This window comes from Mesorhizobium sp. M7A.F.Ca.US.006.01.1.1, from assembly GCF_003997935.1.
In the GTDB taxonomy this organism is placed as follows: Bacteria; Pseudomonadota; Alphaproteobacteria; order Rhizobiales; family Rhizobiaceae; genus Mesorhizobium.
On record NZ_RZQL01000121.1, the window covers coordinates 1 to 20,652 of the forward strand.

The window sequence follows — 20,652 nt, forward strand, 5'->3', positions numbered from 1 at the left end:
GATCAAGATCGAGCCGAGCGAAGCGCTGCGGGAGCTTATCATCCAGCAACTGAATGCTCCGGCCGATGGGATCGACGGGGCTCCGCGCAAGACCGAAGATCCGGACCTTGGCGAAGGTGAAGCCGGCCGCCAGGTTTTCGGCGCCGACGATCGCGAGCAGGTCAAGAACACCAAGACCTATCCGTTCTCGGCAATAGGCTATCTCGAAGCCAAGTCGCCGAAGACGGGCAGCTTCGGCAGCTGTTCGGCAACGCTGATCGGCCCGCGCACGGTGCTCACCGCCGCGCACTGCCTCTACAGCCATGAGGACAAGGATTGGCTCTCCGACTATTTGTTCGTGCCAGGTCTTAACGGCAGCACGGCCGACGACGCACCGTTCGGCGCTTTCGGCTTCGAAAGCGCCTATGTGCTGCAAGGCTTCATCGACAACTACCAGGGTTATTATGGTTCGGTCCTGCTGTGGGATCTCGGCATCGTCACGCTGAAGCAGGATGTCGGCACCAACCTCGGCTGGCTGGGCTATGCCAACTATGAGGATCTCGGCGACTTCACCGCCAACCTCGTTGGCTATCCCGGCGACAAGCCGATGGGCACGATGTGGAAGGCAAACTGCGAAGTGCATGCCGAAAACATCGCCCCGGAATATTTCCAGTATGACTGCGATACGTTCCCGGGGTCGAGCGGCAGCTCGGTCTATGCCTACGACAACAAGGCCAAGCAGCGCATCATCACCGGTGTCAACGTGGCGGAAAGCCCCGACGCGAACACCGCCGTGCGCCTGAATGCTGCCAACGTCCAGTGGATCAACAGCCTGTATAAGTAATCGCTGCGCATTCGCGGTGGAGAAAAAGGCGGCGGCGCAATCCCGCCGCCTTTTTTCTGGCGGATGCATTCGTTGCGACCCTTGCACGCGGCCAGCAGCAGCGCGCATTTCGCGTCGCTATTTGGCTTCGGTTGCAGGCGTGCCGTTGCGCACGTAGCTCTCGATTGCCGAAGCGAAAGTGGGAGAACCCGCCTTGCGCTGCTTGTCTATGTAGCCGGCAAAATAGCTCCAGAAAGAGACGGCATAGTCGCGGAAATACGCATCGGTCACCTTGCGTGAACACAAATCGCCGTCGACACAGAAGGACAGACGGTTGAGGAAATAGACGATGCGGTCGAAATTCTCGCTGAAATCGGCGAGCGGCATGTCGCCGCCGGAGGCGGTCATCGCCTCGATGCCGATGCGTTGCCGGAACACCTGCTCCTCGGTGGGCGAGGGGTTGGCGCTGAGCAGATTGTCATATTTGGCGTTGAGGCCCGTCAGACGATCCTTCAGGGCACGCTGCGCCTGCTGGTAGTCCTTGTTTTCCCAGAGCTCGACAAGCGACATGGTCTGCTCGACGCGCTTCTGCTCCTGGTTGGCCAGGAACTGGTAGACCGAGAACATCAAGGTGAAGATGATGGCGAGACGCACGGCCATGCCCGACCAGGCATAGACCAGCATGCGCCAATCGCGGTCTGTGAAGGGGTTGCTCTCCTTCTTGATCTCGTGGCTGCTTGGCCACGGGAAACCTTCGGTGGTTTCCTGCAGGGCCGGTTTGCCGGCCTGCGCCTTTGCGGGTGCGGTCATTGCTGTCTGCCTGGTGTTGCCCGCCGGCTTCTTCATCCGCAGCTGTCCAGTTCAATGGTGGCGGAGGGATCAAGCACGATGCCCGGCGTCTCCAGCTTCTTTTTCAGGCATTGCAACTGCAGGCGCGAAATCATGAACTGTACATCGGGCTCCGCCGCTCCCTTGTTCGGTGACGGCAAGGCTTCGACGACGCCGCGCGAGGCGCAGTTGCTGAGATCGACGACAACCGCGTCGCTATCGCTTTTGGCGAACTGGTCGTACTGATCGAGAAAACACGTCGCCAGTTCCGAGTTGGTGACTATCTGCTTGACGCACAGGCCGCAGGCCTCGTCCGCCGAAGCGTTGGCGATCAGCAACAGGCCGCCGGCAAGGCCAGCCACCGTTCCACGCCAGGAAAACACAGAATTCTTCACAATCGATCCTATCCGTTTCATCTGGCCGTCATGCGTCAAGACGCGGCCGGGAATGTTCTCATATCGCGCCGATCGCGCAAGATCCGGCAGAGCCATGCGGCGGCGGCATCCGCTCAGGTGCGCGGCACCGTCTCCATCGGGAAGATCATCACCGCGCCTTTCGGGCCACTCTTGTCGGCAAGCCGCATCACCGAGCGGGTTGCCGGCGCCATCCCGAGATCGGTCAGCATGTCGGAGAAGCCGGCGGAGCCCGTTCCGCGTGTCGCCGAGGCGACGCCGTCCTGCGCCAGGAAACCCAGGTCCTCCTTTTCGCTCTCCGGCGGCGCCTCGGTCAAAACCGCGATCATCCGTTCCATGCCGAAACTGGTGTCGGTGAAGGCCAGCAGTCCCTCTTCGAGCGTGGCCTTCGGGGCGAGGCGTTCGGCAACGATGTGGGTGATCGAGTAGTCGCTGCCGACATAGAGCACGTTGATGTCGATCAGAAGGTCCGAGCTGTTCTTGGCCAGCACATGCACTTCGTCGCCCGGCGAGACGCGCGGCACCACCGAAGCCTGCAACGGTTCGAGGCCATCCTTGTCGCGGCGTTTGACCTGGAACTGGACGTCGACGTCCTCGGGCTTGTAGTCGGAGGCCGCCGCCAGCCGCGAAAGCCCGGTGGCGCGGAAGATGGTGCGCAGGTTCCGGGTCGTTGCATCGACCAGCTTCGGGCGGTCATCCAGGTGGATGATGATCAGCGGCGGCTTGCTTCCGTCCTTAAGGCTCACGTCGCCCGACGCCGACAGGAACCACAGCGCCGGCTTGTCGGTCGCATCCTTGGCGGCGCCGGGAACAGCATTCTCGCGCATCGCCGCAAAGCGGAGCTCGGCGCCTTGCCCGGGCTCGACCAGCTCGATGTTGAAGCCGGTTTCCCTGGCTGTGGCCAGTTCGTCGAGAACAGAATTGACCAGAGCGGCTTCCTTCTCAAGTCCCTTGGTGGCGGCCGGCCGCGCCACTGTGAGCTTATAGTCGACGGCGATCTCCGCCACCCGCGCATAGGCATTGGCCGGAATATCGGCCAGCTTCAGTGCCGGCTTCTTGTCGAACTCGACCGGTTTGACGCGGCTTTCCAGGTTCCTGGCCGACCGCACTTCCAGAAATCCGACCGCGTCGGAAAGTGGCGACAGTGCTGAGGGCAGGATGGCAAGCTTGCTGCCCGGAGCGAGGCGATGCAGCAGCCCGGCACCGATCGTCGCTTCGCCGTCCTTGATGGCGACAGGCCACTGCATGACTGCATCGGTCTTGTCGGTGCCGAACACCCGCGCGTCGAGTTCGCCTTCGAACAGCGGCGTCGGCCGGGTGCGGCCGTCGGCCGAATATTGCTGCAGCACGGCCTGCCCAAGCTGGCGATAGGTGACGTTGGGATTCTCAGCCAGTTTCGACAGGATGGTGAAGGTGAACAGGCCGAACCGGGGCGCATCCGCTGTGCCCTTGGGCAACGGCATTTCCGGCGTCGTCTCCACCGTCTGCGCGGCATAGAAGGCGACCAGCTTGCCCTTGGCGATCGGTTCGCCGCCGGTCGGGGTCAGGTTGAAGGCGGGCTTGCGCGTGCCATTGTCGTCGACGCCGCGCGAGCCGGCGGCTGAAATCACTTCGTCATAGGCCTTGATCGCAGCGGCCCGCTCGGCCTCGTTGCCGCCAACGAGGTCGGCGAACTCGACTTTGCGCTCCAGCTCGTCATCGACCTCGACGGCGCGTGTCGCGGTGCCGGAATGGCAGCAGTCGAAGACAACCCAGACGAAAGCGCCCTTGTCGCGAATGGTGTCGAGTGCCGCGCCGATCTCGTTGTCGATCAGCGCATTGGGCACGCCGGCATCGCGGTTGATCCATTTGCCGATATCGACGGGCAGGAAGATCTCGTCGAGCCCGTCGGTCTCGTCGCCCTTGACCATCTGCGGCTGCTGGGCGCCGTGACCGGACAGATGCAGATAGACGAAATCGTCGCGCTGAACCTTGGCGGCAAGGTCGGCCAATGCGGCCTCGATGGCCGCATGGGTCGGCAGGCCACTGGCGCCGGGGACATCCTTGGCGAGCAGCGTGACGTTCTCGGGCGCGAACCGCACGGGGTCGGGCACATTCTTCAGCAGATAGTCGCGGACGAGGGCTGCATCATTCTTCGGCCCGACCAGCCAGTTCCTCTGCGGCAGGTTGGGATATTCGGTGCAGGCGATCAGCAGCGCATGGTAGGTGCGCGATGCGGCCATGGTCCGGAACGAAACCATGCCGGCCATGGTCAAGGCGGACGTGCCGACCAGCAGCGCCCGCCGCGTCAATTTGATCATGATTGCTTCCCCAAGCCCGACCGAATTTCCAAGCGCGGCAATCCTCGCCGAAGATATTGTCAGTATTTTGAACGTCACATCGCAGAGCAGCCTGCCTGTTGCCCCGCTCCGATCGATGTTCTCGACCGCCTTGCAGGCAGAATGCTGGAAACAGTAGCAAAGATGCCTGTTCGTCGCTATCTGGATGGGACATGGATCGTTTGTGCGCGGCACAAGCGACGCAAGGCGAGTTGGAAACAGGATCATGGCGGCAAGGGATGTGCTGACGAAGAACCAGCTGTGCGTGCTCGAGAAACTCGAGACCGCCAGCGGACCGCTCAGTGCCTACACCTTGCTCGACCAGCTGCGTGAGCGCGGTTTTCGCGCGCCTCTGCAGGTCTATCGAGCGCTCGACACGCTGGTGAAGTCAGGTTTCGTGCATCGGCTCGAAAGCATCAATTCCTTCGTCGCCTGCGCCGAGCCGCATGACCACAGCCATTCGATGACTGCCTTCGCCATTTGCGACACATGCGGGCAGGTCACCGAAATGTCCGACCACGATGTCGGCCACCGGTTGGACGAATGGGTGCGCTCCACCGGCTTCGCCGCCAAGAAGGCGGTGATCGAGTTTCGCGGGACGTGTGCCAAGTGTTTGGCCGAAGCGGCCTAAGGTGCGTTGATATTCAGGTGATGCCGGCCTGCAAATGGCGGTTTCCTGCGCTTCCGGTGCTCACGTACCCAAACGTACGCTCCGCTCCGGTTCTCGGAACCCACCCTTTTCGGCTCGGCCTGACCTGAATCTCAACACACCTTGCGTTGGCGCTAATGCGCCTCGTCCCAGTTGTTGGCGGCCCGCGCATCGACATGCAGCGGCACCGACATCGATACCGCCGGCATCGCCGCGTTTTCCATGACGTGACGCACGACCGGGATCGTTGCCTCGACTTCCGCCTCGACTGTCTCGAAGATCAGTTCGTCATGCACCTGCAGCAGCATGCGTGCCGAAAGGCCTGCTTTTTCCAGCGCCTCCTCCATGCGGATCATAGCGCGGCGGATGATGTCGGCGGCGGTGCCTTGCAGGCGGGCGTTGATCGAGGCGCGCTCGTTGAAAGCGCGGAGCGAGGGGTTCGAGGACCGGATGTCCGGGTAATGGATGCGGCGGCCGAAGATCGTTTCGACAAAGCCATGCTCGCGGGCATAGGCCTTGGTCTCCTCGATATAGTCTCGGATGCCAGGGAAGCGCTCGAAGTATTTCTTGATGTAGTTGCCGGCCTCCTCGCGCGGGATCGACAGCTGGTTGGCGAGGCCGAAGGCCGAGATGCCGTAGATGATGCCGAAATTGATCGCCTTGGCGCGGCGACGGACTTCCGAAGGCATGCCCTCGACCGGCACGTTGAACATCTCCGACGCGGTGATGGCGTGGATATCGGCGCCGTCGGCGAAAGCCTGTCGCAATTGCGGGATCTCGGCGACATGGGCGAGCACCCGCAATTCGATCTGGCTGTAGTCGGCCGAGACCAGCCGATGGCTCTTGTCGGTGATGAAGGCGGTCCTGATCTTGCGGCCTTCGGCGGTGCGCACCGGGATGTTCTGCAGGTTCGGGTCGGAGGATGACAGGCGTCCCGTCGTCGTCGCCGCCAACGCGTAGGAGGTGTGGACGCGCTTGGTGTCGGGATGGATGAAGCCCGGCAGCGCATCGGTGTAGGTCGATTTCAGCTTGGTCAGCTGCCGCCAGTCGACGATCTTGCGCGGCAGTTCGTGACCTTCGGCGGCGAGATCTTCGAGAAGCTGCGCCGAGGTCGACCACTGGCCGGTCTTGGTCTTCGAACCGCCGGGCAGGCCCATGCGCCCGAACAGGATGTCGCCGAGCTGCTTTGGCGAACCGATGTTGATGCGTTCGCCGATGAGTTGGTAGATTTCCTCTTCGAGGCGAGCGGCGCCCTGCGCCAGTTCGCCGGAGAGCCGCGACAGGATCTGCCGGTCGACCGAGATGCCGCGCTGTTCCATGCGCGCCAGCACCGGCACCAGCGGCCGTTCCAGCCGCTCATAGACCGACACCAGGCCCTTGGCGGCAAGCCGCGGTTTCAGCACCAGCCAGAGCCGCAGCGTCATATCGGCGTCTTCGGCGGCATGAGCGGTCGCCTTGTCGATGTCGACCTGATCGAAACCGACGGAGCTTTTGCCGGAGCCGGTGACGTCCTTGAGCAGGAGCGGGGTATGACCCAGCCATTTCTCTGCTAGCGAGTCCAGGCCGTGACCATGGGGAGTGCCGGCATCGAGCACGTAGGAGATCAGCATGGTGTCGTCGAACGGTGCGACATCGATGCCGTAGCGGCTCATGATGACAAGATCGTATTTCAGGTTCTGCGCGATCTTGAGAACCGATCTGTCCTCCAGCAGCGGTTTCAGCACCGCCAGCGCGTCGCGCAGCGGAATCTGGTTTTCGAGCGCGCCACCACCGAGCAGGTCGCCATTGCCGCTCATGTGGGCAAAGGGAATATAGGCGGCGCGGCCGGGCGCCGTGGCGATTGATATGCCGATCAGTTCGGCCTGCATCGGATCGGCGGATGTCGCCCTGACGTCGAAGGCGGTTATGCCGGCCTCTCGCGCCTCGGCGACCCAGGCTTTCAGGGTCGAGATATCGCGGATGCAGTGATAGGCAGAAATATCGATCTTGCCGGTGGCCGCGCGCTCCAGTCTTAGGGCCGCGAGCAGGGAAGGGGTATCGCCTTGTTTTGACGTCTCCGCCGTCCCGCCGGGTTCGTCCGGTTCGGTGCCTGACGCGTTTCGGGCAACCGGCGGCAAACCGGCGCCAACGTCCGGACCATGGGCGTGATCGGCGCGTTCGACGGTGATCGCGACGGCCTGGACGTCGCCGGCCTCGGTGCTGGTCGCTTCCGCAACGCGGCGGGTCAGCGAGGTGAATTCCATGGTCTTGAGGAAGCCGATCAGCTTCGGGCCGTCCGGCGCGTGCAGGACGAAGTCGTCCAGTCCCTCGGCGACCGGCACATCGTTCATCAGCGCCACCAGCTGACGAGAAATGCGCGCCTTGTCGGCGTTGGCGATGATCGATTCGCGCCTCTTGTCCTGCTTGATCTCGCCGGCCCGGGCCAGCAGCGTGTCGAGGTCACCGAACTGTTCCAGCAGTTGCGCCGCCGTCTTCGGCCCTATGCCGGGCACACCAGGCACATTGTCGACCGAATCGCCGGTCAGTGCCTGCAGATCGACCATCTTCTCCGGCGGCACGCCCCATTTTTCGATGACCTCCGGAATGCCGATCTGGCGGTCCTTCATCGGGTCGTACATGCCGACCGTGTCGCCGACCAGCTGCATCAGGTCCTTGTCGGAGGAGATGATGGTGGTATCGCCACCGGCTTCGCAGGCCAGCCTCGCATAGGTGGCGATCAGATCGTCAGCCTCGTAACCTTCGATCTCGATGCAGGGCAGGTTGAACGCCCTGGTCGCCTGGCGGATCAGGCCGAATTGCGGGATCAAATCCTCCGGCGGTGCCGAGCGGTTGGCCTTGTATTCGGGGTAGAGGTCGTTGCGGAAGGTTTTCGACGAATAATCGAAAATGACGGCGAAATGCGTCGGCACAATGCCTACATCGGTGTTGCGGGCGTCGAGCATCAGCTTCCACAGCATGTTGCAGAAGCCGGAAACGGCGCCGACCGGCAGACCGTCGGACTTACGGGTCAGCGGCGGCAGCGCGTGATAGGCACGGAAGATGTAGCCGGAGCCGTCGACAAGGAAGAGATGATCGCCTTTTTTCATGTCGGCAGGGATAGCGCGGCGCGGCGGCTTGGTCCATGCCAAAGGCAGCCTCAACTATCGGTTCCGGCAACACCCTGACAGATCGCCATCACCCTGCTCACGCCCATGTTACAAAACTGTAATTTTCGTGCCCTTGAATCGCCACGTTCACAGACCCAAATACACGTCATCGGCAGTTTTCGCCGAGTCCGGAGCAAGGCCCGTCCCCCGCCTATCCCGGACACCTGCGGCAGCCTATCCCCCCTCTCCGGGCTGCCGCATCGTTTCGAGTAGAAGGCCGCCGTGGTTCCCCTCCACCACGGCGGTCTTTTTTACCTCAGACAGACGTTTGTAGCCCGTGGTCCAACGATCGCGGGCTTTTCGTTTTCCCATCATGCCTTTACGGTTCCGGCTCTGAATCGAAAGGCTTCACACATGTCCGCAGTTTCCCCCGTCCTCGACCGTCTCGACAAGAATCTCGACCAGAGCCTTGAGCGCCTGTTCGGCCTGCTGAAGATCAAGTCCATCTCCACCGATCCGGCCTATGCCGCCGACTGCCGCGAGGCGGCGGAATGGCTGGTGGCCGAACTCAAGCTGATCGGCTTCGATGCCAGCGTGCGCGACACATCAGGCCACCCGATGGTGGTTGCGCACCATGACGGCCCGGCCGGTTCGCCGCATGTGCTGTTTTACGGCCATTATGACGTGCAGCCGGTCGACCCGATCGAATTGTGGGAAAGCGATCCGTTCGCGCCTGCTGTCAAGGAGGTCGGACCGGACCACAAGGTGATCACCGGTCGGGGATCGGCCGACGACAAGGGCCAGTTGATGACCTTCGTCGAGGCTTGCCGCGCCTGGAAACAAGTGCACGGCAATCTGCCGTGCCGCATCACCATCCTGTTCGAGGGCGAGGAGGAATCCGGCTCGCCCTCGTTGAAGCCGTTCCTCGAAGCCAATGCCGACGAACTCAAGGCCGATTTCGCGCTGGTCTGCGATACCGGCATGTGGGACCGCGACACGCCGTCGGTCTGCGTGGGATTGCGCGGGCTGGTCGGCGAGGAGATCACGGTGAGGGCCGCCGACCGCGACCTTCATTCGGGCCTCTATGGTGGTGCCGCCGCCAACCCGATCCGCATCCTGGCCAAGGTGCTGGCCGATATCCACGATAAGGATGGCCACATCACCATTCCCGGCTTCTATGACGGCGTCGAGGAAACGCCGTCGCAGATCCTGAAATCATGGGAGACGCTCGGCGAGACGGCCGAGACGTTCCTCGGACCAGTCGGCCTGTCGATCCCGTCGGGCGAGAAGGGCCGTTCCGTGCTGGAGTTGACCTGGGCGCGGCCGACCGCCGAGTTCAACGGCATCATCGGCGGCTACACCGGCAAGGGCTTCAAGACGGTGATCGCGGCCGAAGCCTCGGCGAAGGTGTCGTTTCGCCTCGTCCACAAGCAGGACCCAAAGAAGATCCGGGCGGCGTTCCAGAAATTCGTCAAGGAGCGGATTCCGACCGACTGTTCGGTCGAATTCCACCCGCATGGCGGCTCGCCGGCAATCCAGCTTTCCTACGACTCGCCCTTCCTCGCCAAGGCCAAGGATGCGCTGTCCGACGAATGGCCAAAGCCGGCGGTGACGACGGGCAGCGGTGGGTCGATCCCGGTGGTCGGCGACTTCCAGACCTATCTCGGCATGGAATCGCTGCTGGTCGGGTTCGGCCTCGATGACGACCGCGTCCATTCGCCCAACGAGAAATACGAGCTCAGCTCCTTCCACAAGGGCCAGCGCTCCTGGGCGCGGATTCTCGATGCCTTGACGCGTTAAGCGGCGGAAACCCCTGTTTTCCTGTTGATTTTTCAGCGGATCGCGGCGAGGACGGGCCACAAGACAAAGCGCTGCAGCGTCCCTTGCGGGTCAGGGGGCACTGTAGGGCTCGACCGGAGAACACAATGGCCGATATCCGCTTCCATAAAAACGACCTGCCCGACCTCTCGCACTACAATGTCGGGGCGGTGGCCATCGACACCGAGACGCTGGGGCTCAATCCGCATCGCGACCGTTTGTGCGTGGTGCAGATTTCGCCTGGCGACGGCACGGCCGATGTCATCCAGATCGCGCCCGGCCAGAAGAAGGCGCCGAACCTCGTCAGCCTGCTGCGGAACCGCGGCGTAACCAAGCTGTTCCACTACGGACGCTTCGATCTTGCCGTGCTCTACAATGCGTTCGGCGTGATGCCGGAGCCGGTGTTCTGCACCAAGATCGCCTCGCGGCTCACCCGCACCTATACCGACCGCCACGGGCTGAAGGACATCTGCTTCGAGCTTCTTGGCGTTGGCCTCTCCAAGGCCCAGCAATCGTCGGACTGGGCGGCCGAGACGCTGTCGCCCGAACAGCTCGAATATGCCGCTTCCGATGTGCTCTATCTGCACCGGCTGCGCGATGTGCTGGCCGGACGACTGGCGCGCGACGGACGAACCAAGGAGGCCGATGCTTGCTTCCGCTTCCTGCCGACGCGTGCCAAGCTTGACCTGATGGGCTGGGACGAAGAGGATATCTTCGCCCATAGCTGACGGTCGTCGGTGCGCTCCGCTGCCGGTGACCGGTTGGAACCGGATGCAGGCGGCGGCGTTCTGTCGGCTCAGCTTTGCCGGCTCAAAGGGGATGACATGACGGACAGAAAGCCGATAGCGACCGCGCCGACAGACGGCTCCAAGGTCTCCGTGACCTGGAAGGACAGCGACGGCGTGATCAACGAATCCATCGCGCAATATCGCGACGACGGCTGGTGGGTCTACACCGACAGTCACACGCAAAAGAAGGTCGAGCCGACCAGTTGGCGCCCTGCCGCAAGCGACGATGACGATCAATAAGCGCGCCGCTGGTGAGGCCGGCTGCTTTCGAATAGCCTGAAGCTGTTGATATCGAGGCCGATTCGGGGCTTTCCGTTCCGCGGTCGCCCTCTTGCTCGGAGGAAATCGCTATGGGTGTCGAAAGCCTGCTCGTCTTCATCATCATCGGTGCCATTGCCGGCTGGCTCGCCGGTCTCATCGTTTCCGGCTTCGGCTTCGGCCTGATCGGCAACATCATCGTCGGCATCGTCGGTGCGTTCATCGCCGGCTGGCTGTTTCCGCGGATCGGCTTTTCCATCGGCGGCGGCACCCTCGCCGCGATCATCCATGCCACGATCGGCGCCATCATCCTGCTGGTGCTGGTCAAGGTCCTGAAAAGAGCCTGAGGCTCGACAACGCAAAGAGCGCGCCATGAAACAGAATACGCTCTATCTCGTCATCGGCGCGCTCGTCGTCGTGGTCATCGCGCTCGGTATCTATGTCTATCGCGAGCAGACCAAACCCAAGGGCGTCGAGCTCAAGATCGACGACAAGGGCATTTCGATCCAGCAGAACTAAGCCATGCGGGAGCGCGACATGGTGGCTTCTGACGCTCCGGAAGACGTCGATCGGCCTGGAATCACCGTGGCGGAATGGGAGAGGCTGAACAGGCCGCCGAGGCGTGAGGCGCTGCTGCGCTATCATTGGCGGGTGTTTCGCTTTTTGAGGACATCCGCGCCGGTCAGCGAATTGCAGGGGCAAGAGCAGGTATTCCGCGATGCGGTCGTCGCCACTGTGGCGTTCAACCGGCCCGAAATGATCGAATGGCAGATCCACCTGGCGCGCCGATACCTGGCCGAGCACGAAAGCTACATCGTCTTCGACAACAGCAACAAGGGCGAGGCAAGGGTAGCGATCCGTGATCTCTGCCGTCGCCAGCATGTCCCCTATGTGGCATTGCCGAAGAACAGGCTGGTCGTCAGCAGATCGCACGGTCAAGCGCTCAACTGGATCGTGCGGAATTTCTTGCCCAGGTTCGGGCCGAAGCTTTTCGGCTTCATCGATCATGACATCTTTCCGACTGAACCATTTTCGATCCGCGCCCGGATGGAGGGCAAGAGCCTCTACGGCAGCGCGCGGCGCGATACGCCGACGCCGGGCGGCTGGTTCCTGTGGCCCGGCTTCTGTTTTTTCGATGGAAGCCTGTTGCAGCGACGGCTGGATTTCGCCCCGAGCTACAAGTTTCATATGGATTCCGGCGGCGGCAACTGGCCGGTGCTCTACAGGTCGATCGACCCGGCGCTGGTTCGGTTTGCTGAAAACAAATCGCTTCGCTTCGGCGCGGGACATGATCAATCCGAGGATTTTTTCATGGTGGTCGATGGCTGGCTGCATGTAACGAATGCCTCGAACTGGAGACGACAGCAGCTTGACAGGGGCGAACACATTCTCGCGCTGTTGCGGCAAGCCGGCGGTCCCGACCAGCCGGATGTGAAGTTCGAGCCTATCTGAACGAGACGTCGAACAGCGTGGTGGCAGTGACCCGCAAAGAGCGGACGCTGGCCTTTTTGGCTGCCCAACCCCCAAGGCCGGCATTCGAACACGACTTAACCCGCCCTTAAATCGCCGCATCTACTCTTCAACCCGAACGCCATAGGCATCGGGGACATCAAGCACAGCGCATGGCGAACCGCAGAGACAGTCGCATCGAACCCAGTTTCGAGGGGCCGCCGCAGGCGCGGTCCTCGGCGGGTCTTTCGGTGAACGAGGAGGATCGCGTCGTGCCGAGCAATCGCAAAGCCTCTGCAAAACGCAAGCCAGCCAAAGGGAAATCGTCGCGGGTCAAGCGCGGCAGAAGCCGGCGCGGCCTGTTTGGCGTGCTCGGCCGGCTGTTCTACTGGTGCTTCGTGCTCGCCATCTGGGGCGGCATCGCCGTGGCCGGCATCGTCGTCTACTACGGCGCCAAGATGCCGGCGGCGACGACCTGGTCGATTCCCGACCGCGCCCCCAACATCAAGATCGTCTCGGCAGATGGCCAATTGCTCGCCAATCGCGGCATGAGCGGCGGCGAGGCCGTCGGCCTGCATGAAATGTCGCCCTATATCCCGGAAGCCGTCATCGCCATCGAAGACCGCCGCTTCTACTCGCATTTCGGTATCGACCCGATCGGGCTGTCGCGGGCCATGGTGACCAATGTGCTTGGCGGGCATTTCTCGCAGGGCGGCTCGACGCTGACCCAGCAATTGGCCAAGAACCTGTTCCTGACACCCGACCGCACGCTGGAGCGCAAGGTGCAGGAAGTGCTGCTGGCGCTGTGGCTGGAGCACAAGCACACCAAGGACCAGATCCTGGAAATGTACCTGAATCGGGTGTATTTCGGTTCCGGCGCCTATGGCGTCGAGGCCGCCTCGCGCCGCTATTTCGGCAAGAGCGCGCGCGACGTCACCCTGTCGGAAGCCGCATTGCTTGCCGGCCTGCTGAAGGCGCCGTCGCGGCTGTCGCCGGCACGCGATCCGAAGGCCGCCGAGGAGCGCTCACAGCTGGTGCTTGCCGCCATGCGCGACGAGGGCAAGATCAGCGCCAAGGAACTGACCTCGGCGATGAGCGCGCCGGCAACGCGTGCGCCGTCCTACTGGACCGGGTCGGAGAATTACGTCGCTGATACCATCATGGAGGAACTGCCCGATCTGATCGGCGACGTACGCGGCGATATCGTCATCGACAGCACCGTCGACCTGAACCTGCAGAAGCTCGCGGAGCAATCGATCCGCAGGCTGATAGACGACAGCGGCAAGAAGCTCAACGTCAGCCAGGGCGCGCTGGTGTCGATCGACGATTCCGGTGCGGTGCGCGCCATGGTCGGCGGCTACGACTATTCGACCAGCCAGTTCGACCGCGCTTCGGAGGCACGTCGCCAGCCGGGCTCGGCGTTCAAGCCGTTCGTCTATATGGCTGCGCTCGAGGCCGGCCGCACGCCCGACAGCATCCGCAACGATGCGCCGATCAAGATCGGTAACTGGACGCCCGACAATTACGGCGGCAAGTATTTCGGCAAGGTGACGCTGGCCACCGCGCTGGCCAAGTCTCTGAACTCGGTGGCCGCGCAACTGACCATGGAGGTGGGACCGAACGCGGTTGTCGAGGCGGCGCACCGCATGGGCATCCAGTCCGACCTGATAGCCAACACCTCGATCGCGCTCGGCACTTCGGAAGTGACGCCGCTTGAGCTGACCTCGGCCTTTGTCCCCTTTGCCAATGGCGGCTACAAGCCGGACATCCATTTCATCCGTCGCGTGACGACCACCGAAGGCAAGGTGCTCTACGATAGCGGCGGCGGCAGCGCGCCGCGTGTCGTCAAGCCTGAGATCGTCGGCATGATGAACTCGATGATGACGGGTACGGTTGAGATCGGCACTGCCCGGAAAGCGGCTTTCGCCTGGCCATCGGCCGGCAAGACCGGCACCAGTCAGAATTCGCGCGACGCCTGGTTCGTCGGCTACACCGCCAACCTCACCACCGGTGTGTGGTTCGGCAATGATGATGGCAGCCCGATGAAGAAGGTCACCGGCGGCGCACTGCCGGCACAGGCCTGGCACGAATTCATGGTTGCGGCCCACGAGGGTGTGCCGGTGCGGCCGCTGCCCGGCACCTGGAAATCGACGCCGGCCGACACAATCGTCCCCGACGAAATACCCTCGGCGAACAACACGGCACCGGTTCCATCCACGTCGGTCGGCCAGCAGGCACCGGCGCGGCCAGCAGCGCCGGTTGCCCAAGCGCCGGTCCGCGCGGCCCGTCCCGCCCAAACCGTCGATGCCGATGGCCTTTCCATGCCGGAGGATGACGGCGCCACCGCGTCGATCAAGCACCCGGTGCCACCAGGCGACGTCGGGGGTCCGCGCAAGAAGCGGCAGACCTCGATCCTCGACCTCCTTGGCGGTTGATCCGATCCGCTAATTCGCCTTTGGTTTGGCGCTGCCCAGCTTCTTGCTGTCAAAGGTCAGTTTGTCGCTGTGAATCTTGCCATCGCTGATGGTGAGGTGCTTGGCGCAGGAAAGCGCGCCGGACGACTTTGTCATCAAGTCATACATAAGCAGCGCCTGGTGATCATCTCCGAAGGCCGCGATCATGCGCACACCGGTCACATCCTGCGAAAGTTTGGTCAGGCCCTCAAGGTAGGGTTTCTTGCCGGTCGATTGCTGCATCGGCCCATCAAAGACGACGTCGTCGGCGACTAAGGATGCTGCCTTTTCGAGGTCGTGGCTCGTCCACGCCTTGGTGAAGGCGGTGGCTATGTCGAGGGGGGCTGTCTGTGTCATGGCTCTGTCCGATTGATTTTGAGCTGAAACCCCGCGCCCTTGTCCTGCACTCCCGAACCAACGGCGAGCCAGCTTCCCGGTTCCTCCTTTTGAGGTGAATGGTGACATTTCGGCCTCTCGCCACCTCGGCGGCGTTCGGCTACATCTGCCGGCCGGAGACCTTGAAATGACTGAACTCGACACCCGAAAGACCATCGTGCTGACCGGCGCCAGCCGCGGCATCGGCCACGCCACCGTCAAGCGTTTTTCGCGCGAGGGCTGGCGCGTCATCACCTGCTCCAGGCAGGCTTTCGCCGAGGACTGCCCGTGGCCGGCCGGGCCGGAAGACCACATCAAGGTCGATCTCGCCGATCAGGAGGATGTCGGCATCGCCGTCTCCGAAATCCGCCACCGGCTGGAAGCGCATGGCGGCCAGTTGCATGCGCTGGTCAACAATGCCGGTATTTCGCCGAAGCTCAAGGACGGCAACAGCCGCATGAACTCGATCGACACGCCGATGCATGTCTGGCGCGACGTGTTCCAGGTCAATTTCTTCGCGCCGATCATGCTGGCGCGCGGCCTGTTCAAGGAGCTGGCGGCGGCCAAGGGCTCGATCGTCAACGTAACCTCGATCGCCGGAACCCGCGTGCATCCCTTCGCCGGCACGGCCTACGCGACATCGAAGGCGGCACTTGGCTCGCTGACGCGCGAGATGGCACATGATTTCGGCCCGCACGGAATCCGCGTCAATGCCATTGCGCCCGGCGAGATCGACACCGCGATCCTGTCGCCGGGCACCGACAAGATCGTCGAGACCATCCCTCTCAGGCGCCTTGGCACCACGGCCGAAGTCGCCGACATCATCTTCTTCCTGTGTTCGCAGCAAGCGTCCTATGTGACGGGCTCGGAAATCCACATCAATGGCGGTCAGCACGTGTGACATAACAGGATGCTCATCCTGTTATGGTGAGAACGGCCTTGCCGCTGAAGCTGCGCTGTCGCAGTGCGTCCAGCGCTTGGGCCATGTCTGTCCATGGCACGGTCAAGGCCACGCGCGTTTCGAGCCGGCCGGCTGAGACCAGAGCGAGCAGCGAGGCGATGTCCTCGCCAATGCCTGGACCAGACGTGTAGTACGCAAACGTCTGAAGCCTCGCCCCTTCGTGATCCGGAACGAACTGGCGGAATCCAATGGGCGTCAGTTCGCCGCTGCTCGAACCGAACATGACGATGGTGCCGCCAGGTGCGACGCGTTCGATCGCGAGTGCGAGGCTTTTACCGCCCACCGACTCCGTGATCAGCGAGAACGGCCCCTCAGCCAGCTCGATCGTTTCGACAATCTGCTTGGCTCCCAGACCGCGGAGATCGTCGGCATGCCGGGCAGCGGCGATGGCGGTCACCGAGGCGCCTTGCTCGCGGGCGATCTGGATCTGGAAACGGCCGACCGCTCCACTTGCGCCGGTGATCAGGATCTGCTGGCCGGCCAGGTCGCCGCCATGGCGCAAAGTCCTCAGCGCCGTCGTGCCCGCGACTGGCAGCGTGGCGGCGGCGGCAAAGCTGACGTCATCCGGCAGGACTGCGAGACGGTCGGTTGGAACGGCGACACGTTGAGCCCATCCGGCCTGGTCGACCAGAGCGGCAACTCGGGCGCCCACGGCTGGCCCGGAACCATCGGTCGCTGCTTTGTCGACAATCCCAACGATGTCCTGACCCGGTATCCAGCCATTCGGACGGATGGCGAGGAGGCGCAATTCGCCGCGGTTCAACGAGGTCGCGTGGACCGAGACAAGCGCCTCGTTCGACGCCGGTTGAGGCTCGGCAAGCTCCGAGATCCTCAGTCCGGTCGCGCTGTCGGAGGAGATGACGAGGGCGAGCATGATTCATACCTCCTGGCTGCGCGGCGGTCGCACCGCTCATTCGCAAGTGTACCTTATCGACTTTTGCCTTTGAATAATTTAGATATGGAGGCAATTGATCGCTAAAAACCGTCAACCATGAAGCAGCCTCTCAGCTACCCCTGGCTCGATTTCGATGTGGATAACCTTTCCGCGCCTGCGATTGCCGTGCGCGTCGATATCCCAGAGACCAGAGCCGAGGTGCCCTCCCATTGGCACCGCAAGGGCCAACTCGTTTTCGCGCTTGCAGGCGGCGTCACATGCCGCGTCCCAAGCGGTCTATGGATGGTGCCGCCGCATTGCGGGGTATGGATCCCAGGCGGGATGGAGCACAGCAATGTCGCAACCGCCAACGCCCGGATTTTTTTCGTCTACATAGAGCCGGGAGCCGCCGATCTGCCGGAGCGGTGCTGCACGCTTTCGATCTCGCCACTGCTGCGCGAATTGATCATCGAGCTTTCCGATCGGGTGGAGGATGACGGGGCGAGGGGCGAACTCTTGACCAAAATGCTGCTCACCGAATTGCCACGCATGTCTGTCCAGCAGTTACACCTGCCGATCTCGTCCGAGCCGCGCTTGAACAGGATCGCCGAAGCGTTGGCGCAAGATCCTGCCGACCGCAGCACACTGGCGGAATGGGCCAACCGCGTGGCGCTCAGCGAGAGCAGCCTCGCCCGCCTTGTGGCAAAGGAGACAGGGCTGAGTTTCGGGCGGTGGCGCCAGCAATTGCACTTGATCGTTGCAATTCGGGAACTGGCTTCCGGCAAGAGTGTCCAGCAAGTCTCGGGCGATCTCGGCTATGGTTCGGTCACGGCCTTCATCACCATGTTCAAGAAGGCGCTTGGGAAGCCGCCGGCCAAATACCTTAGTGGTATCGCGCAAAATGGCGGCTCTGCATTCGTGGCGTAATGCTCACTTGAAAGGCTGGGTCGAGCCGATCACGTTGCCAGCGCGCGAGAGTGCAGCCTGGGCTTTGGGACTCAGGCCACCGATGGCTCGGCGGTTTCGCGCCTCAACTCCGGTTTGGAACCGAGAACTTCTTCCACAATCCCGCGCGCAATCTCGCGTTCGCCCATGATCACCGTATCGGCGCCCAAACCCTTGAGATGTTCGACCTCGGCGTCGGAATGGGCACGGGCGATGACGTTGATGCCGGGATTGGCGGCGCGGGCGCGAAGCACAATCTGGCCGGCTTCGAAGGCATTGGGGATGGCAAGGATCAGCCGGCTGGCGCCTTCGGGATTGGCGGCGGCGAACACTTCGGCATTGGCCGCATTGCCGGCGACGGTCTCGATGCTGTCCGCTTTCAGCTTCGCCAGCGTCTTGTCGGCGTCCTCAATGACCAGGAAGGGCAGTGCCGCGTCTTTCAGCGCCGAGCCGACCAGGCCACCGACACGGCCGTAGCCGATCAGGATGGCATGGCCGGTGAGTGCCGTCTTTGGCGGCGGCCCGTCCTCCTTTTTCGCCGTAGCCGCGACAGAGGCTACCTGGCCCGGCTCCGTCGCCGGACCAACCGGCTTTGCCTCGACCGGTGGTGCCGTCCTGGCGGCGCGCCGTTCCAGCCACGGCTTCATCCAGTCGATGGCCAGGAACATCAGCGGGTTGAGGACGATCGACAGGATCGCACCGGCCAGAATGAGGTCGCGGCCCTGTTCCGGCAGCAGCTTCAGCCCGACGCCGAGTTCAGCCAGGATGAAGGAGAACTCGCCGATCTGGGCAAGGCTTGCCGAGATTATCAGCGCCGTGGCGATGGGATAACCGAAGACGACAACGATGGCGAACGCGGCCAACGATTTGCCGATGACGATGATGGCGAGCGTTGCCAGGATCGGCCAGCCATTGCTGATCAGGCTGAACGGGTCGAACAGCATGCCGACCGAGACGAAGAACAGCACGGAGAAGGCATCGCGCAGCGGCAGCGATTCCTCGGCGGCGCGGTGGCTGAGTTCGGATTCGCTCATGATCATGCCGGCGAAGAAGGCGCCCAGCGCCAGCGAGACACCGAACAATTTTGCCGCACCGAAGGCGACGCCGAGTGCGATGGCGAGCACCGCCAGCCGGAACAGTTCGCGCGAGCCGGTATGGGCGACATAGTGCAGGATCCAGGGAATGACCCGGCGGCCGACCACCAGCATGACGACGACGAAAGCGGCGACCTTGGCCAGCGTGATGCCTACGACGCCCCAGATGCCGTAGCTGGCCGGCAGCGACAGCAGGCCGCTGGCATGGGCGTCGGCCTGCTCCTGACCGCCGAGCACGCCGGCGAGCGCCGGCAGCAGCACCAGCGCCAGCACCATGGCCAGATCCTCGACGATCAGCCAGCCAACGGCGATGCGGCCGCGTTCGGTCTCAATCATCCGCCGTTCCTGCAGGGCACGCAGCAGCACCACGGTCGAGGCGACCGACAGCGCCAAGCCGAACACCAGCCCCGCGCCCATCGACCAGCCGAGCATCCAGGCAAGGCCGGCGCCAAGCGTGGTGGCAAAGCCAATCTGGACGATGGCGCCCGGCACGGCGATGGCACGCACCGACAGCAGATCCTTGAGCGAGAAGTGCAGTCCGACGCCGAACATCAGGAGGATGACGCCGATTTCGGCCAGTTCGTTGGCAAGGCCGGCATCGGCGACGAAGCCAGGCGTGTTCGGCCCGACCAGCACGCCGGCTACGAGATAACCGACCAGCGGCGGAATGCGGAAGCGGTTGGCGAGAGCCCCGAAGACGAAAGCCAGCCCCAGACCGGCGACGATGGTGGCGATAAGGGGCGTGTCATGCGGCATTGTCTATGGAGCGCCTTTCAAAAAACAGCGATGTTGGATGAGCGCCGCCCAAGGCCGCCGCCTGTTTGCAATATGGTGGATGGTATGTCGGCGATGCAACCCGCAAAGGCATGAAATCGACGGCGCTGCCGCAAATATTTGACCGGCAGCTGAGAAAGCTACCGGTCGAATCGGAATTTGTGCGGTGCTATTCGTCTCGATCGGTCAGGGCCGATCGACCATGATCAGGCTGCTCGCAGCAAGGCCTCGATTTCCGGTATGGCATGGTTGGTCAATGTCTTGGGAATTTCGGCGGTCACCTTGTCCTCGACCTCCTTGTGCAGTTTTTTGCGCATTGTCCCAAGCACCACCGGCGGTGCGACGAGCACGATCTCGCGGAATTCGCCGTCATGCGCGAGCTTGTAGAGCCGGGCAGCGATTTCATCGGCGAAACGCTCCTTGCCGATGCGGTGCCAGTCCGTATCCTCGACTGCGCTGCGGTGTATGGAGGGACCGTCATTGTATCGGCCGGGGCTGTCGCTGCCTTGTTCGCGGGTGGGCGGGTTGTCCTGCTGCATTTCGTGCACCACCTCGAGATTCGGGTATTTGTTGTCACCGGCGTTCCTGAGGAAAAGCGCCTTCTCGCCATCGGCCACCATGACCCAGATACCGTGCTTGAGTAAGATTGTGTTCATGATGACAGGCTCCTTTTAGCCGCGTGGTGGCCTTTTCGCAGCCGGGTATCGATCCGACATGACGGGCATTTTGAGAACGCACCCCGAGCCGGTAATGTTCCAGTCGACACC

General features: G+C 62.8%; 19 protein-coding genes. 11 read left to right on the forward strand and 8 right to left on the reverse strand.

Annotation, left to right across the window (positions count from 1 at the left end; genetic code table 11):
• Positions 1-823: serine protease (locus EN943_RS20855; protein ID WP_164778292.1), on the forward strand; the 823-nt coding region annotated here is incomplete at its 5' end.
• Positions 824-940: 117 nt separating this feature from the next.
• On the opposite strand, the gene EN943_RS20860 is transcribed toward EN943_RS20855, so the two are convergent.
• Genes EN943_RS20860 through EN943_RS20870 form a run of 3 tightly spaced genes read right to left on the reverse strand, consistent with a single transcriptional unit; the run spans position 941 to position 4,343 of the window.
• Positions 941-1,648, reverse strand: a complete 708-nt coding sequence (locus EN943_RS20860) for a hypothetical protein (protein ID WP_127414442.1) — start codon at positions 1,646-1,648, stop codon at positions 941-943.
• Positions 1,645-2,121: a hypothetical protein gene (locus EN943_RS20865; RefSeq protein ID WP_245475922.1), complete on the reverse strand. Its 477-nt coding sequence runs from the start codon at positions 2,119-2,121 to the stop codon at positions 1,645-1,647. Before EN943_RS20865 ends, EN943_RS20860 begins: the two co-directional genes overlap by 4 nt.
• Positions 2,122-2,138: 17 nt before the next feature.
• On the reverse strand, positions 2,139-4,343 hold the full coding sequence (locus EN943_RS20870) for a caspase family protein (protein WP_127414443.1): 2,205 nt from the start codon (positions 4,341-4,343) through the stop codon (positions 2,139-2,141).
• 244 nt (positions 4,344-4,587) lie between these two features.
• On the opposite strand from EN943_RS20870, the gene EN943_RS20875 reads away from it, so the two are divergent.
• On the forward strand, positions 4,588-4,992 hold the full coding sequence (locus tag EN943_RS20875; RefSeq protein WP_027037743.1) for a Fur family transcriptional regulator: 405 nt from the start codon (positions 4,588-4,590) through the stop codon (positions 4,990-4,992).
• A 152-nt stretch (positions 4,993-5,144) separates the two neighbouring features.
• Here EN943_RS20875 and polA read toward each other — a convergent pair whose 3' ends face one another.
• The gene (gene polA / locus EN943_RS20880; RefSeq protein ID WP_164778293.1) at positions 5,145-8,096 is read right to left on the reverse strand and encodes a DNA polymerase I; all 2,952 of its coding nucleotides are present in this window, start codon (positions 8,094-8,096) and stop codon (positions 5,145-5,147) included.
• 414 nt (positions 8,097-8,510) lie between these two features.
• Here polA and EN943_RS20885 point away from each other — a divergent pair, with 414 nt between their 5' ends.
• From EN943_RS20885 to EN943_RS20915, 7 genes are all read left to right on the forward strand, one after another.
• Entirely contained in the window at positions 8,511-9,896 is a 1,386-nt protein-coding gene (locus EN943_RS20885) for a M20/M25/M40 family metallo-hydrolase (protein WP_127414444.1), read from the forward strand.
• Between the two features lie 125 nt (positions 9,897-10,021).
• Entirely contained in the window at positions 10,022-10,642 is a 621-nt protein-coding gene (locus tag EN943_RS20890) for a ribonuclease D (RefSeq protein WP_095084743.1), read from the forward strand.
• Between the two features lie 96 nt (positions 10,643-10,738).
• The gene (locus tag EN943_RS20895) at positions 10,739-10,942 is read left to right on the forward strand and encodes a hypothetical protein (RefSeq protein WP_127414445.1); all 204 of its coding nucleotides are present in this window, start codon (positions 10,739-10,741) and stop codon (positions 10,940-10,942) included.
• 110 nt (positions 10,943-11,052) lie between these two features.
• Entirely contained in the window at positions 11,053-11,307 is a 255-nt protein-coding gene (locus tag EN943_RS20900; protein ID WP_013529551.1) for a GlsB/YeaQ/YmgE family stress response membrane protein, read from the forward strand.
• 25 nt (positions 11,308-11,332) lie between these two features.
• Complete coding sequence (locus tag EN943_RS20905) at positions 11,333-11,479, forward strand: hypothetical protein (protein ID WP_013529552.1); 147 nt, start codon at positions 11,333-11,335, stop codon at positions 11,477-11,479.
• Between the two features lie 18 nt (positions 11,480-11,497).
• The gene (locus EN943_RS20910) at positions 11,498-12,412 is read left to right on the forward strand and encodes a hypothetical protein (RefSeq protein ID WP_127414446.1); all 915 of its coding nucleotides are present in this window, start codon (positions 11,498-11,500) and stop codon (positions 12,410-12,412) included.
• Positions 12,413-12,582: 170 nt separating this feature from the next.
• Positions 12,583-14,844, forward strand: coding sequence for a transglycosylase domain-containing protein (locus tag EN943_RS20915; protein ID WP_127414447.1), 2,262 nt, complete (start codon positions 12,583-12,585; stop codon positions 14,842-14,844).
• Positions 14,845-14,853: 9 nt separating this feature from the next.
• On the opposite strand, the gene EN943_RS20920 is transcribed toward EN943_RS20915, so the two are convergent.
• Positions 14,854-15,327: a nuclear transport factor 2 family protein gene (locus EN943_RS20920; RefSeq protein ID WP_245475923.1), complete on the reverse strand. Its 474-nt coding sequence runs from the start codon at positions 15,325-15,327 to the stop codon at positions 14,854-14,856.
• 58 nt (positions 15,328-15,385) lie between these two features.
• Here EN943_RS20920 and EN943_RS20925 point away from each other — a divergent pair, with 58 nt between their 5' ends.
• The gene (locus EN943_RS20925; RefSeq protein WP_013529556.1) at positions 15,386-16,138 is read left to right on the forward strand and encodes an SDR family oxidoreductase; all 753 of its coding nucleotides are present in this window, start codon (positions 15,386-15,388) and stop codon (positions 16,136-16,138) included.
• 13 nt (positions 16,139-16,151) lie between these two features.
• On the opposite strand, the gene EN943_RS20930 is transcribed toward EN943_RS20925, so the two are convergent.
• Positions 16,152-17,072, reverse strand: coding sequence for a zinc-binding dehydrogenase (locus EN943_RS20930; protein ID WP_127414448.1), 921 nt, complete (start codon positions 17,070-17,072; stop codon positions 16,152-16,154).
• Positions 17,073-17,189: 117 nt separating this feature from the next.
• Here EN943_RS20930 and EN943_RS20935 point away from each other — a divergent pair, with 117 nt between their 5' ends.
• Positions 17,190-17,999 carry a helix-turn-helix transcriptional regulator gene (locus tag EN943_RS20935; protein ID WP_127414449.1) on the forward strand — a complete coding sequence of 270 codons (810 nt, stop codon included), beginning with the start codon at positions 17,190-17,192 and terminating at the stop codon, positions 17,997-17,999.
• A 71-nt stretch (positions 18,000-18,070) separates the two neighbouring features.
• Here EN943_RS20935 and ybaL read toward each other — a convergent pair whose 3' ends face one another.
• Positions 18,071-19,867 (reverse strand): YbaL family putative K(+) efflux transporter, encoded by a 1,797-nt coding sequence (gene ybaL / locus EN943_RS20940; protein WP_127414450.1) that lies wholly within the window; start codon positions 19,865-19,867, stop codon positions 18,071-18,073.
• A gap of 224 nt (positions 19,868-20,091) precedes the next feature.
• A complete protein-coding gene (locus EN943_RS20945; protein WP_127414451.1) occupies positions 20,092-20,541 on the reverse strand; it encodes a host attachment family protein in 450 nt (149 codons plus the stop codon).
• Between the last annotated feature and the right edge of the window lie 111 nt (positions 20,542-20,652).

Bases quoted from the DNA above. Each gene is read 5' to 3' on its own strand.
- EN943_RS20860 (WP_127414442.1), bottom strand. From the start codon at position 1,648: ATGAAGAAGCCGGCGGGCAACACCAGGCAGACAGCAATGACCGCACCC.
- EN943_RS20865 (WP_245475922.1), bottom strand. From the start codon at position 2,121: ATGGCTCTGCCGGATCTTGCGCGATCGGCGCGATATGAGAACATTCCC.
- EN943_RS20870 (WP_127414443.1), bottom strand. From the start codon at position 4,343: ATGATCAAATTGACGCGGCGGGCGCTGCTGGTCGGCACGTCCGCCTTG.
- EN943_RS20875 (WP_027037743.1), top strand. From the start codon at position 4,588: ATGGCGGCAAGGGATGTGCTGACGAAGAACCAGCTGTGCGTGCTCGAG.
- polA (WP_164778293.1), bottom strand. From the start codon at position 8,096: ATGAAAAAAGGCGATCATCTCTTCCTTGTCGACGGCTCCGGCTACATC.
- EN943_RS20885 (WP_127414444.1), top strand. From the start codon at position 8,511: ATGTCCGCAGTTTCCCCCGTCCTCGACCGTCTCGACAAGAATCTCGAC.
- EN943_RS20890 (WP_095084743.1), top strand. From the start codon at position 10,022: ATGGCCGATATCCGCTTCCATAAAAACGACCTGCCCGACCTCTCGCAC.
- EN943_RS20895 (WP_127414445.1), top strand. From the start codon at position 10,739: ATGACGGACAGAAAGCCGATAGCGACCGCGCCGACAGACGGCTCCAAG.
- EN943_RS20900 (WP_013529551.1), top strand. From the start codon at position 11,053: ATGGGTGTCGAAAGCCTGCTCGTCTTCATCATCATCGGTGCCATTGCC.
- EN943_RS20905 (WP_013529552.1), top strand. From the start codon at position 11,333: ATGAAACAGAATACGCTCTATCTCGTCATCGGCGCGCTCGTCGTCGTG.
- EN943_RS20910 (WP_127414446.1), top strand. From the start codon at position 11,498: ATGGTGGCTTCTGACGCTCCGGAAGACGTCGATCGGCCTGGAATCACC.
- EN943_RS20915 (WP_127414447.1), top strand. From the start codon at position 12,583: ATGGCGAACCGCAGAGACAGTCGCATCGAACCCAGTTTCGAGGGGCCG.
- EN943_RS20920 (WP_245475923.1), bottom strand. From the start codon at position 15,327: ATGTCACCATTCACCTCAAAAGGAGGAACCGGGAAGCTGGCTCGCCGT.
- EN943_RS20925 (WP_013529556.1), top strand. From the start codon at position 15,386: ATGACTGAACTCGACACCCGAAAGACCATCGTGCTGACCGGCGCCAGC.
- EN943_RS20930 (WP_127414448.1), bottom strand. From the start codon at position 17,072: ATGCTCGCCCTCGTCATCTCCTCCGACAGCGCGACCGGACTGAGGATC.
- EN943_RS20935 (WP_127414449.1), top strand. From the start codon at position 17,190: ATGAAGCAGCCTCTCAGCTACCCCTGGCTCGATTTCGATGTGGATAAC.
- ybaL (WP_127414450.1), bottom strand. From the start codon at position 19,867: ATGCCGCATGACACGCCCCTTATCGCCACCATCGTCGCCGGTCTGGGG.
- EN943_RS20945 (WP_127414451.1), bottom strand. From the start codon at position 20,541: ATGAACACAATCTTACTCAAGCACGGTATCTGGGTCATGGTGGCCGAT.